Source organism: Holophagales bacterium (assembly GCA_016699405.1).
Lineage (GTDB): Bacteria > Acidobacteriota > Thermoanaerobaculia > Multivoradales > JAGPDF01 > JAAYLR01.
The window spans coordinates 5052861-5067197 of sequence record CP064972.1 but is presented as its reverse complement, the minus strand read 5'-3'; the positions used below and the strand labels follow the sequence as shown (position 1 = coordinate 5067197).

15 protein-coding genes are annotated in these 14337 nt (G+C 69.1%); 6 read left to right on the top strand and 9 right to left on the bottom strand.

Annotated elements, in window-relative coordinates:
* Window position 1: 1 nt before the first annotated feature.
* The 5 genes from IPJ17_20985 to IPJ17_20965 form a co-directional block, all read right to left on the bottom strand.
* Window positions 2–229 (bottom strand): type II toxin-antitoxin system HicA family toxin, encoded by a 228-nt coding sequence (locus IPJ17_20985; protein ID QQR76242.1) that lies wholly within the window; start codon window positions 227–229, stop codon window positions 2–4.
* On the bottom strand, window positions 226–429 hold the full coding sequence (locus IPJ17_20980; GenBank protein ID QQR73909.1) for a type II toxin-antitoxin system HicB family antitoxin: 204 nt from the start codon (window positions 427–429) through the stop codon (window positions 226–228). The genes IPJ17_20985 and IPJ17_20980 overlap by 4 nt, the downstream gene beginning before the upstream one ends.
* Window positions 430–438: 9 nt before the next feature.
* The gene (locus tag IPJ17_20975; protein QQR73908.1) at window positions 439–3270 is read right to left on the bottom strand and encodes an N-6 DNA methylase; all 2832 of its coding nucleotides are present in this window, start codon (window positions 3268–3270) and stop codon (window positions 439–441) included.
* 110 nt (window positions 3271–3380) lie between these two features.
* Window positions 3381–3893: a hypothetical protein gene (locus tag IPJ17_20970; protein ID QQR73907.1), complete on the bottom strand. Its 513-nt coding sequence runs from the start codon at window positions 3891–3893 to the stop codon at window positions 3381–3383.
* A complete protein-coding gene (locus IPJ17_20965) occupies window positions 3893–5188 on the bottom strand; it encodes an ImmA/IrrE family metallo-endopeptidase (GenBank protein ID QQR73906.1) in 1296 nt (431 codons plus the stop codon). The genes IPJ17_20970 and IPJ17_20965 overlap by 1 nt, the downstream gene beginning before the upstream one ends.
* Window positions 5189–5424: 236 nt before the next feature.
* On the opposite strand from IPJ17_20965, the gene IPJ17_20960 reads away from it, so the two are divergent.
* Complete coding sequence (locus tag IPJ17_20960; protein QQR73905.1) at window positions 5425–5670, top strand: antitoxin; 246 nt, start codon at window positions 5425–5427, stop codon at window positions 5668–5670.
* 321 nt (window positions 5671–5991) lie between these two features.
* On the top strand, window positions 5992–6783 hold the full coding sequence (locus IPJ17_20955) for an N-acetylmuramoyl-L-alanine amidase (protein ID QQR73904.1): 792 nt from the start codon (window positions 5992–5994) through the stop codon (window positions 6781–6783).
* A 47-nt stretch (window positions 6784–6830) separates the two neighbouring features.
* On the opposite strand, the gene IPJ17_20950 is transcribed toward IPJ17_20955, so the two are convergent.
* Both IPJ17_20950 and IPJ17_20945 read right to left on the bottom strand, forming a co-directional pair.
* The gene (locus IPJ17_20950; GenBank protein ID QQR73903.1) at window positions 6831–7319 is read right to left on the bottom strand and encodes a nuclear transport factor 2 family protein; all 489 of its coding nucleotides are present in this window, start codon (window positions 7317–7319) and stop codon (window positions 6831–6833) included.
* 92 nt (window positions 7320–7411) lie between these two features.
* A complete protein-coding gene (locus IPJ17_20945; protein ID QQR73902.1) occupies window positions 7412–8434 on the bottom strand; it encodes a hypothetical protein in 1023 nt (340 codons plus the stop codon).
* Between the two features lie 108 nt (window positions 8435–8542).
* Here IPJ17_20945 and IPJ17_20940 point away from each other — a divergent pair, with 108 nt between their 5' ends.
* The 4 genes from IPJ17_20940 to IPJ17_20925 all read left to right on the top strand — a co-directional run bounded on the left by IPJ17_20940 (window position 8543) and on the right by IPJ17_20925 (window position 11543).
* Complete coding sequence (locus tag IPJ17_20940; GenBank protein QQR73901.1) at window positions 8543–9013, top strand: SRPBCC family protein; 471 nt, start codon at window positions 8543–8545, stop codon at window positions 9011–9013.
* Between the two features lie 90 nt (window positions 9014–9103).
* Window positions 9104–10510 carry a hypothetical protein gene (locus tag IPJ17_20935; protein QQR73900.1) on the top strand — a complete coding sequence of 469 codons (1407 nt, stop codon included), beginning with the start codon at window positions 9104–9106 and terminating at the stop codon, window positions 10508–10510.
* Between the two features lie 77 nt (window positions 10511–10587).
* Window positions 10588–11217, top strand: coding sequence for a hypothetical protein (locus IPJ17_20930; GenBank protein ID QQR73899.1), 630 nt, complete (start codon window positions 10588–10590; stop codon window positions 11215–11217).
* 20 nt (window positions 11218–11237) lie between these two features.
* A complete protein-coding gene (locus IPJ17_20925; GenBank protein QQR73898.1) occupies window positions 11238–11543 on the top strand; it encodes a YhbY family RNA-binding protein in 306 nt (101 codons plus the stop codon).
* Here IPJ17_20925 and IPJ17_20920 read toward each other — a convergent pair.
* Together IPJ17_20920 and IPJ17_20915 are read right to left on the bottom strand one after the other, a co-directional pair.
* Window positions 11540–12226: a response regulator transcription factor gene (locus IPJ17_20920; protein QQR73897.1), complete on the bottom strand. Its 687-nt coding sequence runs from the start codon at window positions 12224–12226 to the stop codon at window positions 11540–11542. The two genes, IPJ17_20925 and IPJ17_20920, sit on opposite strands and share 4 nt — an antisense overlap.
* A gap of 42 nt (window positions 12227–12268) precedes the next feature.
* Window positions 12269–14335 carry a HAMP domain-containing protein gene (locus tag IPJ17_20915; protein QQR73896.1) on the bottom strand — a complete coding sequence of 689 codons (2067 nt, stop codon included), beginning with the start codon at window positions 14333–14335 and terminating at the stop codon, window positions 12269–12271.
* Window positions 14336–14337: the final 2 nt, after the last annotated feature.

Genomic DNA, 14337 nt, shown 5'->3' with positions numbered 1-14337 from the left:
TCTAGAGCAGATTCAGGAAGGCCTCGGCGTCGAGCCGCGCCTGTTTCAGCAGGTGAGCGAGAGTCGAACGCTTGATCGGGCGATGGGCTGGTACCGTCAGCTTCATCTGCTCTGCGGCGGTGCGCTTCTGCATCCGGATGTGGCTGCCGCGCTGCCGCACGACGACCCATCCGTCGCGCTGGAACGCGCGCACCACCTCGAGATAGCCAAGGCTCGGGATCTTGGTCAGACGACAAGCTCGAGAATCTCGGCGCCGGGCTCGGCGACCATGTCGTCTTCGACCGGCTCGAGGTAGAGCTCGATCGCCTCCCGGATGTTGCCGAGCGCCTCCTCTGCCGTCTCACCTTCGCTGACGCAGCCCGGCAGCGACGGCACCCAGACGGTGTACCCACCCTCGCCGGAGGGCTCCAACACCACACGCAGCTTCATGGAAGAAGTCTACCCTTTCTCAACGATCGCGATCTCCTCCGGCGTCAGCTCGTAGAGGTCGTACACCAGCCGGTCGATCTCGGACTCTGTAGCTTCGACCGCTCGCGATATCGCGGCCCGATCATGCTGGGTCCTTGCTGCGCTGAGGCGCCGACGCGAGCCAGTTGCTTCCTGTGCAAGTCGCGTCAACTGGGACGAACCCTCCCTCCAGCGAGGTGGAAGAGGAATCCTGGAGACCTTGAAGCCACCCACCTCCATCAGCACGCCGTAGCGTTTCGAGAACCACCAATTGGCGGTTCGGGAGTTGAAGAGCGCAAGGACGGACCAGAGCGCATCGAGCGAGGTCTCAGGGCGTTGGATTAGGTTGGAGAGGGAGTGTCTATTGACCACGCCAGAAAGGTCAAGGGCTCCCACGAGTTGCACGGGCAGCTTCTTTCGTACGCGGTGAAAGAGGATCTTCGGCTGGCTGAAGAAGCGCTCGTCACGAGCACACCACAGCCACCGACCGTAGCGAATGAAGGCCTTCGCAGAGTCAATCTCGAATCGCCGCACCTGTGAAGCACTCTCCAGAAGCGGGCGCCAATCCGAGCCATGAGCGGTACCGGAGATGAAACGGTTTGCCGCGCCGTCGGCGCTGGTCTTGTAGGGGATCGCGCCTTGCGAATACTCGACCAGCGAAGCCAGGGTATCTCGCGAGCGCTCAAGCTTCTCGAGAAGAAGCGTCTGGGAGGGGTCGGCTTGTGTGTTGATGATCAGTGAATCGTCCCGTGACCAGTATCGTTGCGCAATACTGAATGCCGGTGTAAGCCGCCGGTCCCTGGTTCCGTGCAGCACTCGCACTTCATGGGCCGGACCCGCCGCTCCTTGCGCGAGGATCAGCGCTGCGGTGTCGACGACTGCGCCTGGGAACACTCGCGTTTGCTCGAGGTCGAGAACTTGAAGTATGCGACTCTCCCGGAACACGAGCTGCCGAACCTGCACGCCGTAGTGATTGGTGAGCCACGCATTCGGCATGATGAATCCAAGGAGCCCATCGGGGGCAAGTAGCAGGAGCCCCTTCTCGAGAAAGAAGAGATAGGTCTCCGGCTTGCCCTTCCTGTACGCAAAGTGAGACTGGAAGAACAACTTCCCTTGTTCGTCGTAGTCGGCCCCGTATGGTGGATTCCCGATGACGACATCGAAGCCGCCGGACTTGAAGACCTCGGGGAAGGCCTTCTGCCAGTCGAAGGGGTTGATGCGGCGGAGCTCGTCTTCGTCGGGGAAGAGGCCGCCGGTGTGGCGAAGGAGGGCGTCCGGCGAGATGAGGGAGTTGCCGCACTGGATATTCTTGTCGAGGCTGGGGAGAGCGCGCTCGCCGTAGAGGGTGAGCTGACGGAGCGATTCGTTGGTTTCGCCTTCGAGGCACTTCAAGAGCAGCGAGAGCTTGGTCACCTCGACCGCCTGCCGGTCGATGTCGACGCCGAAGATCGAGTTGAGCAGAACCTCTCGCTTCTTTGCGGTGGTCAGGCGCCAGTCGCTGCCCGGGCCTTCGAAGACCGCTTCCTTGTGCTTCTTCGGCTCGTGCTCCCGATACCAGGCGAGGTGGGCATCGAGCAGCTTCTGGTAGGCCGAGAGCAAGAAGGAACCTGATCCGCAGGCCGGGTCCACCACGCGGAGCTTCGCCATCTCTTTGGGTGACCTTCCTTCGAGCAGCTTGCCCACCGTGTTTTCCACGATGTAGTCGACGATGTAGCTGGGCGTGTAGTAGACGCCGCCCGCCTTCTTGACCTCAGGCTTCTCCTCGACCTTCGCCCGCCCGGCGGGCGTGAGACGGATGACCTTGCCGAGGAACTGCTCGTAGACGTTGCCGAGGATCTCGGCAGGTAGCACCGAGAACTCGTAGGGCGACTCCGGGTAGTAGAGGGCCTTGAGGAGTGGCCGAATGACCTTGTCGTCGAGCGCGAGCGTCAAGGTCAGCTTGTCGGCCTTGAAGTCGAAGATGCCGGAGTTATAGCGCTCGTCAGCCTCGCGATAAAGGGCTGTGAGGCGGCGATAGATCTCGCTGCCGTTGGTCAGCGCGAGGAGGCGCCCGTAGAGCTCGGCGCCGCGCCCTTCGGCGATGCGCAGGAAGAGGATGCGGTCGATCGTCGCCTGGACCGCATAGTTCAGCTCGTCGACGGTCAGTCCGGCGTTGCGGAGGGCGAGGTTCTTCGCGAGCTCCTCGCGCCACCCTTCGATCTCCTTGAGGAACTCGCCGTCGACTTCGCTTGTGCCGCGCTTCTTGAGATTCTCCTCGGCGTAAGTGTCGAACCGTCCCTCGAGCACGGCGCGCTTGGAGAAGACGCTCCAGATCTCCTCGGCGCGGCGCTCGTATTCCTCGTGGCGGAAGTAGAGCACGCGGGCTACCGAGGCCTTGTCCTTCTCCTCAGGCCGGATTCGCGTGTCGTAGACGGCCAGCTCTTCGAAGTCGGTGAGAATCGAGAGTGGCAGCTTCGCCGACCATGCGTAGCGGCGGAGCTGATAGGCGGGTGCAGAGTCGCTCTTGAGGTCGACGCCCGGTTTCTTGGCCTCGACGAAAAACTTGCGCTGGCCGCCGACGCGGAACGTGTAATCGGGTGCCTTGGTGGCATCGCCGACCTTGATCCCCTCTTCGTGGATGACGTCCCGGTACTGGAGCGCGTTGCCCTGGCGGTTGGCGAGGTCCCAGCCAAGTGCCTCGAAGAACGGCGAGATGAACTCGCTTCGGGCAGTCTCCTCGTTGTACGTCGGTGCGCGGTAGCGGGAGCTCTGGCGCGTAAAGCGCGCGGAAAGGTCTGCGAGATGCTCCCGGAACGAGTCGAGGTTTGCGCCGCCGTCAGTCATTGGCAGACTCTCCTGATCAACTGAGCGCAGCAACTCTATCCAAAGCAGGTGAGCGGAGTGGGGCGATGGTTCGCTCCAAATGGGAAGGCGCCCGTCGCCGGGTGCCCATCTCAGATGACTTCGGCGAAGGAGCGGAGCGGCATCCTGAATCGGTTCGCTTCCAGGATCGCCTTGAGCTCGTCGGCCCTGGAGACGTTGAGATGCCCCTCGCGAATCGATCGGACCAGGAGGCCCGAGGTGTTCAGGTGGCGGCCGGGACCGAGGCGCTCCTCTGCCAGTCTCGAGAAGCGGCCGCGCTCATCGCAGGCGACAGACCACCCGCGATGCTGGGCCATGGCGAGGCAGGCGGACTCCCCTCGGTCGAGGACGAGCCGAAGAGCAGCTGCCAACGCGATCTCGGCGGGCTCGGTCGACGGCTCGATCGAAAGCGATCGGAAAGCCGGAGCCTTGTCGAGTTGCCTCCGTTGTTCGGGTCGACGGATCTCCGCATCGACCTCCTGCGGGAGCACGAACCGGAGCCCTGGCCGGGTTTCGAGAAGGTCCAGTCGCTCGATGATGAGGAAGTTGATGAGGACACTGGCATCCACGACCACGACTTTCGAGGCTGCGGACGCCGCCTGCATCAGTCGGTCCCCAAGAGGATCATCGGTTCGCCGTCCGGCTCCTCGATTCCGACTTCGGAGAGGGTCGTGTCAACCTGGCCAGGGCTGACGCCGACCAGGCCAGCGAGCTCGTGGAGCTTCCCGCGCGAGATCTTGCCGCGGCGGAGGGCCTCGAAGGCCAGAGCGAGGAAGCGATGGCGAAATTCGTCACGGGCACCGTTGCCGTCGGGGTCGGTTAGGGCGAGTACGTCCGTCAGGTTCTTGCCGAAACCGGACTCTTCGAGCGTCCTGAGCTTCAGGAATTCGGGCTCGGTGATCAGCTTGAGGTTCTTCAGGCGATAGAGGGCTGACTGCCGGCTGACGCCGAAGCTGTGGGCGAGCAGCACGACGTCGTGAAGCTGGATCTTCTGGCTGCCCGGTTCCGGCCGGGACAGGACTGACACCGCTCCCTCGCCGTCGAAGACCTCGGTTCGCGAGCGGCTCGGAAGGCCCTTGGCCAAGCCGCCGAGGAACTCCTCGACTCCCTCCTTCGGCATCAGGAAGGCGGCCGCGAAGGCGTTGGCTCGGACCTCGATGAGGGAATCCCGGTCGCCGGTGCGGCTGATCGTCCCGCGCTTTTCGCGGTCGAGCAGGACGTGGCAGTACTCATGCGCGAAGGAAAACCGGCGGCGCACGAAGACATGGTCGCGGTTGGCCACGACAAAGAGGCCCACGCCGGGGTCCATGAGGGTCAGCCCGGAAACATCAGCAGGTAGTTCCGCCTGGGCGGTACGGACACCCTGCGTCTCGAGCAGTTCAGCGACGTTGGGCAATGGCGCGAGCCCCAGTCCGAGTCGGCGCCGCTCCTCGGCCGCAACCCGCTCGCCCTGTCGGATCGCCTCCCACTTCGAGCCTGACGCGCGAGCCGAGTACCTGGGAAGGGCGGCAAGGTCGCGGTCGATCTCGAGATGCTGTTCTAGATTACTGATCTCTCGCCCGAGGTTGAGGCACCGTCGCAGCGCCTCGAGGGTCTCGGCCGTCTCCTCGGTCCCGGTGTCTTCGGCGACCTCGTCTGCCGCGACGCTCTGGCGACGGAAGAGTGCGACCAAGGTGTCCTCAGCTCGGAACTCGTCTGCCAAGAGCTCCCGCAGGTCGCGACCATAGAAGTGAGCCAACCGGTCAAGCTCCAAGCTGTTGACGGCGCGGTTCCCCTGCTCGATCTGGACCACCGTCGGCCGCGAGACCCCAAGCCGTACGGCGACCTCTTCCTGAGTGAAGCCCCCGGCCTCGCGGGCGGCGCGCAGCCTGCGGGCGAGCTCCAGATGGTCAACGGGCATGACGACCTCCTGCGGAGTTGGCGAAGTCCCTTGGATTCGGTTCGCGTTCCGAGTGGCCCTGTATGTTAGGTTTCATGTCATTTCATGTCAAACTTGTCCCATCATGGAAGAACCTGATGGTCGAGCCGACTATTCCCGGCCAGCGGCCGAGGCGCGAGGGGCGGCTGTTGCGGAGGTCCAGGGCACGAGCGCCGATTGGGCAGGTCGCGGAGAATGCCCGAATGGGGAGGGGGCCGATGCGCACCTCGATCGATCTCGATGAGGACGTCCTGTTGGCGGTCAGAGAGCGGGCGCGGCGCGAAGGTCGGACCGCCGGGGCGGTCCTTTCCGAGCTCGCTCGACAGGTGCTCACCTTGGGGGCCCTGCCGACTGATCTCGACGCAGCGGAGAGCTTCTGCGGGTTCCAGCCTCTTCCGCATCGAGGGGGCGTGGTGTCGAACGAGCTGGTCGACCGCCTGCGTGAAGGCGAGCCCGCAGAGTGACCGTGCCGCCAGGCGTGAACGACCCAAGAGATCTGCTCGAGGCTCAGCTCGCGCAGCTCGGAAGCGCGCCAAGCGACGCCTGGCGTCTCCGAGCGAGTCGAGCGAGCGGGTGAAGGGGAGGCACTCGCCGAGCAGCACTTCGATTTCTTCGGCGCTCGCTCGAGGCGCTCGATCCCGGGGAAGCGGTCGGCGAACGCGTTGGGCCGCGTCCGCTGGCTCTTGGAGGTCCCTGTCCTCCGGTTGACGATCGCTCGCGATCGGCGAATCATCGGGCGGCTCGAGCGGCGCCGACTCGAGTCGCGCGAGGTCGAGGAGAGGCTCATGAACCGCACCGCTGTCGATCGTCGTCGATTCCTCGGTCTCGCTCGCGGAGCGGGCCTGGCGCTGATCCTCTTCGCCATCGGGTGCGCCGGCGTGCCGCACCGGCCCTGGGCCGGACCGGCGGTGCCGCCTACCGCCTGGTCGCCGCGGCTCGACGACGGGACGCGCGTCAGGATCCGACCGCTGCCGTTCGGCGACGATCGCGTGGCGGCGACGATCGACTACGTCCGCAGGCGCTGCGACCCGCAGGCCGCGGCGAGCCCGTCGTCGGTCTTGTACTCGCCGCGGATGATCGTCGTGCACTGGACGGCGATTCCGACGCGCCACCGCTCCTGGCAGGCGTTCGCGCCGGCGACCCTGCCGGGCTCCCGAGCCGACATCGTCCAAGCCGGCAACCTGAACGTTTCGGCGCACTTCCTCGTCGACCGCGACGGAACGATCGACCAGTTGCTTCCCGAGACGGTCATCGCCCGCCACTGCATCGGGCTCAATCGCGTGGCGGTCGGCATCGAGAACGTCGGCGGCCCGGACGCGCCGCTGACCGCGGCGCAACTGCGCGCCGACGCGGCGCTGGTCAACCATCTCGCGCACAAGTACCCGGCGATCCGCTACCTCGTCGGGCACTTCGAATCCACGCGCTGGGAGCGCTCGCCGCTCTGGGAGGAGCGCGATCCTGCCTACCGGACGATCAAGGTCGATCCTGGCGAGAGCTTTCTCGCGGCGTTGCGCGCTCGCGTGGCTGGCCTCGGTCTGCTCGCCACGGACGAGCCCTCGGCCGATCCGGCACGCTGAGGCGAAGTGTCCGGACCGCGAGATCGCCAGGGTCCGAAGAGCGAGCGCTATTTTTCCTTGGCGCCGCAGTCACACGGCGGACAGCCGGTGTCGAGCACGATCTTCCAGCTCCCGTCCTTCTCGCGACGCCAGGTCGAGGTGAAGGTGCCGGAGCGCGTACCGTCCGGGTCGTAGACCGGGCCGCTGGTCAGGCCGAGCGTCCCCGACGCGCCGACGACGGCGGTTGCCGGCTCCCAGGAAAACGGCGCCTCCTTGCCCTCGAAGAAGCGGCTCCAGCCTTCGACGACCGCTGCCTTGCCGCGGCGCACCGTGCCACCGACGAAGACCGTGTCCTCGGCGAGAAACGAGGCGAAGCCCGCCAAGTCGCGCTTGGCCATCGTCGCGGCGAAGGCGCGCTCGGTCTCGCGCAGCGACGTCTCGAGCTCGGCGATCGCCGGAGCCGGAGGCGTCGCCGGGGCCGGGGCCGGCTGTGCCGCCGCGAGCGGCAGGGCGGCAAACAGAGTGGCAAGCAGCGTGGACGTCGAGACTCTCCGCATGAACGTTCTCCTCGGCCGGCCGCACGGGCCGGAACCTGTCGGTGGACGTCTTTCGATACGTTGTCCGGCGGCCAGGGTTGCCCGGCAGGGTCTCAGAACGCCACGCCCTCGATCTCCAGCAGCAGCTCGGCGCGGCAGATTTCGGCCTGCAGCCAGAGCACCGGGACCTCCGGGCGCAGCCGGGCGGCAAGGCGGCGGCGAACCGGCTCGAGGTCGCCGGCGTGGCGCAGGTAGACCTTGACGAAGTCGAGATCGGCCAGACGTCCTCCCGGGCGCGGAGCGCGCCGGCGCTCGGCGTTCGCCCGTTCGAGGATCGCGCTCAGGTTGGCCAGCGTCTCGTCGAGCTGGGCGAGCAGATCGTCGTGATGACGGCTCTCGTGGCCGACGATGCTCGCCGTGCCGGAGACCAGCACGGCGCCGGCCAAGTTGGAGGAGGAGGACGGCGCGACCGTGGCGCGAGCGAAGCTCGGGCTCACCGGACCGTAGGTCGAGGGATATCGCCAGGCCGGGAGCTGTCGCGGATTCTCCAGGTGGTGTCCCTCGTCGCGGCCACAGAGCAGAAGCGTCACCAGATCCCGGCCGGGAGCGCCGACGGCCGACGACGCGCAGAAGCGGCCCTCCGCCTGGCCGGCGAAGCGCTCGACGAAGGCGGCGGCGCGCCCGGCGTTGAAGAGTCGGTAGCGTTCGAGACCCGCCTGGTCGTCGTTGATCCCTGGCAGGTAGTTCCAGAGTCGCAGCAGGCCAGGTCGACCCTGCTCGGCGGCGAGCCCGAGGAGCTCGCGGTAAAGGGCGTGTGTCTCGGCGCGCAGGTCGCCGTCGAGTGGCCAGTGACCGCCGGCGATGAGCAGGTCTCCGGCCTGGGCGATCTCGAAGCGTCCGCGCCGGCACGTTTCCACCGGCCCTTCCGCGCACCAGAGCTCCAGCCAGGGTTCGCCGGAGAGGACGGCATTCGGGATGTCGAGGACCGGGCAGGGCAGCGCCAGGTCCCCGCCGCCGTAGCGGATGGCCAGGAACGGCGTCACCCCCGACGGCAGAGCCGCGACGGCTTCGCTCTGTGGCCCGACCCAGATGGTGGCGGTGGCGGCCTGGGGCGGCGACGCGGTCGGGGTGCTCACCCGACTATTCTCTACTGAATTGCTCGTCTTTGCGCCGCGCCGCGGCAGTGGGGCTGGTGAGGTCATCCGGATTCGTCGGTTCGGCGTTGAGTGGGCGGAGGTTGCCCGATGGAGTTTCGCTTTCAGGCCCGACAGGTTCTCGCCCGCTCGCGCGAGCGGGTCTTCCCCTTCTTCGCCGATGCGGCCAACCTCGGACGAATCACCCCGCCCGAGCTCGGTTTTCGCATCCTCACGCCGTTGCCGATCGAGATGGCCGCCGGGACGATCATCGACTATCGGATCCGCCTCGCTCTCGTCCCGCTGGCCTGGCGGACCGAGATCACCCACTGGGATCCCCCCCATGTCTTCGTCGACGTCCAGCGGCGCGGTCCCTATGCCCAGTGGATTCACCGCCACACCTTCACTGACCTGCCGGGTGGACGGACGCTGATGGAGGACGAGGTGCGCTACCGCCTGCCGTTCGGCCCCCTGGGGCGGCTCGTCCATCCGCTGGTGCGCCGCGAGATCGAGCGGATCTTCGCGCACCGGCGTGCCGTCGTCGCCTCGCTCTTCGGGCAGGACGAGCCCACGCCGGGTTGAACGGCGGCCGCCAGGCGCTGGACCGGAAGCGGCCCCCCGATGGCCCCTTCCGGGGCACGACGACGGGAGTGGGGGTAGGAGAGAACCCCCATGTCTCGACCTTGGCGCATTCTGCGGCTTCTGCTTTGGACGGCGGCGATCCCATCGCTCTCGGCCCTCCCGGGTCCACTCGCGGCGAGTGACGGGCAGCTCGACCCCCGATTCGACGGCAACGGCGTGGCCGTCCGCGAGCTCACCGGTCTCGCCGGACCGACGCCGCGCACCCTGGCGGTGGCGCGGGGCGATCTGGCCTACACGCTGGCGGCGAGGACGGATCTCGACGGCAAACCGACGCTGCACCGGATCACCTGCGACGACGCCCCGGCCACCGGAGTGGACATCCGCTTCGATCCGGCGGTGCCGAACCCGCCGCCGCCTCCGGTGGCGCTCGACGCGGCGGCGTCGGCGGAGAGCCCGGGAACCGGGACCTGGTGGACGCTCTTCAGCATCCAACGCCTCGGCCAGCCGAGCCGGTTGGGCGTGATGATCCACGGCGGTTCCTACAACGACGACGTGGTGCCGGTGATGAACGGCGCCACGGCGCAGGAGCCGGCTGGAATCGAGGTCGTCGTCGAGGAGACCGGCAGTGGCCCCGAGACTCGTGCCGTCACCGCATCGAACGAGACCGGCCCCGGGGTGCGCTGGGCGGTGCTGCGGCGGTTCGGCGCCTCGTTCGGCGAGGTGCCGACGGAACGTCTGTGGCCGAACGGCCAAGCCGCTGTGGCCTTCGCCGACGCCGAGGCGCTCGGGGTGGTCGCCGATCCCCAGGGGAGGCTGCTCGTCTTTGGGCGCTCCCAGGAGCTCGCCTGGATCGCGCGAGTCCTGCCGTCGGGGGACCCCGACCCGAGTTGGGACGGCGACGGTCAGCTGACCCTGACCCTGGGGGCGAGCGGTTCGTGGGTGCGCGACGAGATCCGCCGCCTGGTGATCGGCGAGCAAGGTGAGATGGTGCTGCTCGGCGCCCGGACGGACGGCGACGGCTTCGGCCGGATGGTGCTCGGCAAGCTGCGCGCGGACGGAACACCCGAGACCTCGTTCGGGGCGCCCCCGCCCCTGCCGGGCACCGGCTTCCTGATGCGACCGGAGGGCGATCTGCTCGCCGGCCTCGCCCTGCAGAGCGACGGCAGGATCGTCGTCGCGGGTCAGCGGGGGACCGCGCAACGACCGCTGCGTCCGGCGCCCGATCTCGTCGGGGTGGTGCTCGTCGAGCGTCATCTCGCCGACGGTTCGCTCGATCCGACGTTCGGCACCGGCGGCGAGACCCTGATCGACCTCGCGCGCCTCGATCCGCCGCAGGACGGCGCCATCGACGTCACCCTCCAGGGTGGCCGGGCGATGGTGTACGGCTTCTCGACGGCCGAGTCGCAGAACGGGCTGCTCTTCGCGCGGCTGACCTCCGATCTCATCGTCTGGCGCGACTTCGAAGCGGGATCGCTCGCCGGCTGGCTGAATCCGTGAAACCTGCGGTCGGGGCGCCGGCGCCTCGGCCGCGCCGACCGCACCCGCACGGAGCGTGTGAGAGGATCCGGCGGGTGATGGAACTCCCCGCGACGCGACTCGAGCTGCCCGGTTGGGAGCTCTTCTGGGCTGGCCTCGCGCCGCGGCCGGAAGGCGTCGAGGAGCTCGCCGCCCTGCGACACCGCGTTGCCGAGGAGGCGCGAGCCGCATTGCGCCTCGAGCAGCTTGCCGCTCACCCGACGGTGGCGGCGATGCGCCGCCTCTTCCGCGCTGCCGGGTGCGACCCGACGCGCTATCGCCCGTCCTCCGAGGCGCTTCTGCGACGGCTGCTGCCCGCCGGGGAGTTGCCGGCGATCGACCCGCTCGTCGATCTCAACAACTGCCTCTCGGTGGCGTTGCGGCTGCCGTGCTGCGTGCTCGACGCGGCGGCGCTCCGTCCGCCGGTGACCGTGCGCGCCGGGTGCGCCGGCGAGCTCCTCGACTCGATGCGCGGGCCGCTCGATCTGGCGGGCAAGCCGCTGCTCGCCGACCGCGACGGACCGTTCGGTACCCCGATCACCGACAGCCACCGGGTGAAGGTGCGTGCCGAGACGGCCGAGGCGCTGCTCGTCGTCTACCTGCCGGCGGGAGAGGTCTCCGCCGCCAAGGCGTCGGAGACCCTCGACACCCTGCTCGCCGCCGCACCGGCGGCATACCGCACGGCCTGAACGGCCGGATCGGAGCTCCCATGCCCCCTCTCGTCCTTTCGAGCGCGCAGCGCAAGCGACTGCGCGGCCTCGCCCACGACCTCGACCCGACCGTGATGATCGGCAAGCAGGGACTCACCGACGCGGTGCTCGGCGAGATCGACCAGGCGCTCGCGCTGCGCGAGCTGATCAAGGCCCGCTTCGTCGTCGCCCGCGAAGAGAAGAAGGAGCTCGCCGCCGAGATCGAGTCGCGTCTCGGCTGCGCCTGCGCCGGACTCGTCGGCCACATCGCCATCCTCTATCGGCCCCACGCCGAGGAGGAGAAGCGGCAGATCGACCTCGGCTAGCCGCCGAGTCGATAGCCGCCGCCGGCGACCGTCTGCACCCAGCGCGGCGCCGCCGGGTCGACCGCAAGACCGACCTCGAGCTTCTGGCGCAGGCGGTGGACGAGCTGCTTGAGCAGTTGCCGGTCGCCGCTGCCCCGCGTGCCCCACACGTGCAAGAGGATGCGCTCGGTCGGCACCGGGGCACCCGCGTGCGAGAAGAGTAACTGCAGGAAGCGCAGCTCGAGCGGCGTCAGGTGGAGCGGCTCGAGGCCCGGCCGGGAGAGCGTCGCGAGCTCGAGATCGAGCGCCAGCTCGCCGTGGACGAGGGGCGCCTGTCGCTCCTGGGCCCCCGAGCGCCGCAGCAGCGCGCGGACGCGAGCGAGCAGGGTGCGCGGCGAGAACGGCTTGGCGAGGTAGTCGTCGGCGCCCAGGTCGAGCCCGCGCACCTGGTCTTCCTCGGCAGCGCGAACGGTCAGCATCATCACCGGCGTCGAGCCGGCGGCGCGAATTCGCCGCAGCACCTCGAACCCGTCGAACCCCGGCAGATTGACGTCGAGCACCACGAGATCCGGCCGCTCTCGTTCGAAGGCCGCCACCGCCGTCCCTCCGTCCGCCGCCTCGACCGGCAGATACCCCGCCTGCCGCAGGGCGAAGGCCACCAACGTCCGCAGCTCGACGTCGTCGTCGACGACGAGGATCTTCATCGGCCCGTCCTCTTCTCCCGTCGGCGGTGCATCGGGCCGATGTTAGCGCGTGGGCGGGGCGTCCCCTCGGCGGAGGCGCACGGTGAAGCGGGAGCCGGCGCCGGTGTCGCGGGCTTCGACGGTGCCGCCGTGGCGTTCGACGATCGAGCGGACGACCCAGAGGCCGAGGCCGACGCCGCTCGTCTCCGACTCGTCGCCGACGGCGCGGACGAACGGCTGAAAAAGGCTGCCGGGATCGGCGCCGCGCAGGCCCGGGCCGCGGTCTTCGACGAAGAGCGCCACGCTGTCCCCTCCGACCTCGCCGCCGAGAACGATCGGCGTGCCCTCAGGGGCGAACTTGTTGGCGTTGGCGAGCAGGTTGACGAGCACCTGGACGAGCCGCGCCGCGTCGCCGTCGACCGGTGGCAACGGTGCGGGAAGCGCCAGGTCGAGCTCCTGGTTGCGCTGGTGGAGGAGCGGGGTGACCTGCTGCACGGCCTCCTCGACGACCTCCTCGAGATCGACCGGACGTCGCCGGATCGCATCGCGGCCGGCCTCGATGCTGACGCTCTCGAGCAGGTTGTCGACCAGGCGCGTCAGCCGCGCCGTGCCACGACCGAGCGCCTCGACCAGGGTGTCGGCGGCGGTCGAGTCGCCGGTCGCCAGCGCGTCGCGCAGCATCTCGAGCGAGGCGAGCTGGGCGGCGAGCGGCGTCTTGAACTCGTGCGACACGTTGGCGAGCAGCGCGTCGCGCAGGCGCCGGCCGGCCTCGACCTCGCTCTCCTCGCGCAGCACGACGACCTGGAGCTCGCCGACCGGCGTTGCCGCGGCGACGACGGCGCGGCGCGATCCGGCGGCGAGGGCGAGGGTCTCGGTCGCCTGGGCGGCGCCGCGGAACCGCGCGTGGAGGATCGGGCAGCGCTCCTCGCAGGGGCGGCTCTCCGGCGCCAGCTCGGGGTAGAGCAGGTCGCCGCAGAAACGGCCGATCGCGGTGCTCGCCGCGTCGCTGTCGAGCCCGAGCGTGCGGGCCGCCGGGGGGTTGAGGTAGCGCACGCGACGGTCGCGATCGACGGTGAAGACGCCCTCGGAGATCCCCTCGAGCACGGCACGCGCCTCACCTTCGCGGCTCGCCAGCCGGCCGGAGAGCTGGGCGAGCTGTCGTCGCATCCCCTCCATCGCCCGGGCGAGCAGGCCGATCTCGCCGGGACCGGCGATCGCCACCGGGGTCGCGAGATCGCCGCCGCCGATCCGGCGCGCCGCGGTCGAGAGCTCGGCGAGCGGTGCCGCGAGACGCCGGGCGAGCAGTCCGCTTGCCAGCGCGGCGACCACCGCGAGCGCGCCGGCGAGCAGCAGCAGCCGGCGGCGCAACTCGGCGACCGAGCGGTCGACCTCGTCGATCGCCAGGCGCGTCTCGAGCACCGCCGCCACCTCTCCCGAGGCAAGCGGCAGCGGTTGGAGCGCGCAGAAGCAACCCGCCTCTTCCGATCGCAGAGATTCGGGCTGGCCGTCGGCCACGACCCGGGCGAGCCGCGCGGCGTGGCTCTCGCCATAGCCGGCGAGCGCTTCGCGGCGGCCGACCAGGGCGACCGGCAGGCCGATCCGCCGCCCGATCGCCGCGAGCAGTGCCACGTCGACCTCGCGTGCCATCAGCGCGGTCGCGCGCGTTCCGGAGGGGACCGGTGCCTCGGCGACGAGGAACAGCTTCGTCCCGTCGACGGCGAAGGCCCAACCCTGCCCGGCCGGCAGCGCGCGGCGCAGCACCGGCCAGGGGAGCGGGGGTGTGCTTTGCCGCACCAGGCGTGCGTCGATGGCGAGCGCCGCGCCGGTGGTTTCGCCGGCCTCCTGGAAGCTCTCGAGCAGGCGGGCCACGCCGGCAAGGTCGCTCGCGCCGAGTCGAGAGCCGAGCTCCGGGCTCGCGGCGAGGAGACGTGCGCTGACCGCGAGCGTCTCGCCTTCGTGCACCAGCGCCTCGCGTGCCGCCGTCCCGGCAAGCTCGACGCGGGCGAGCGCCTGCTGGCGACCGAGCCGTTCGAGCAGTCGCTCCGAGACGCCGGCGACGCCGGTGACGGCGACGGCGACGAAGAAGGCGCCGGTCAGGGCGAGCAGCCAGGCGAGCGTCGAACGGCGCACGT

Excerpts from the sequence above, each read along its gene's own strand:
- IPJ17_20980 (QQR73909.1), bottom strand. The coding sequence starts at position 429 with ATGAAGCTGCGTGTGGTGTTGGAGCCCTCCGGCGAGGGTGGGTACACC.
- IPJ17_20975 (QQR73908.1), bottom strand. The coding sequence starts at position 3,270 with ATGACTGACGGCGGCGCAAACCTCGACTCGTTCCGGGAGCATCTCGCA.
- IPJ17_20970 (QQR73907.1), bottom strand. The coding sequence starts at position 3,893 with ATGCAGGCGGCGTCCGCAGCCTCGAAAGTCGTGGTCGTGGATGCCAGT.
- IPJ17_20965 (QQR73906.1), bottom strand. The coding sequence starts at position 5,188 with ATGCCCGTTGACCATCTGGAGCTCGCCCGCAGGCTGCGCGCCGCCCGC.
- IPJ17_20960 (QQR73905.1), top strand. The coding sequence starts at position 5,425 with ATGCGCACCTCGATCGATCTCGATGAGGACGTCCTGTTGGCGGTCAGA.
- IPJ17_20955 (QQR73904.1), top strand. The coding sequence starts at position 5,992 with ATGAACCGCACCGCTGTCGATCGTCGTCGATTCCTCGGTCTCGCTCGC.
- IPJ17_20950 (QQR73903.1), bottom strand. The coding sequence starts at position 7,319 with ATGCGGAGAGTCTCGACGTCCACGCTGCTTGCCACTCTGTTTGCCGCC.
- IPJ17_20940 (QQR73901.1), top strand. The coding sequence starts at position 8,543 with ATGGAGTTTCGCTTTCAGGCCCGACAGGTTCTCGCCCGCTCGCGCGAG.
- IPJ17_20935 (QQR73900.1), top strand. The coding sequence starts at position 9,104 with ATGTCTCGACCTTGGCGCATTCTGCGGCTTCTGCTTTGGACGGCGGCG.
- IPJ17_20930 (QQR73899.1), top strand. The coding sequence starts at position 10,588 with ATGGAACTCCCCGCGACGCGACTCGAGCTGCCCGGTTGGGAGCTCTTC.
- IPJ17_20925 (QQR73898.1), top strand. The coding sequence starts at position 11,238 with ATGCCCCCTCTCGTCCTTTCGAGCGCGCAGCGCAAGCGACTGCGCGGC.
- IPJ17_20920 (QQR73897.1), bottom strand. The coding sequence starts at position 12,226 with ATGAAGATCCTCGTCGTCGACGACGACGTCGAGCTGCGGACGTTGGTG.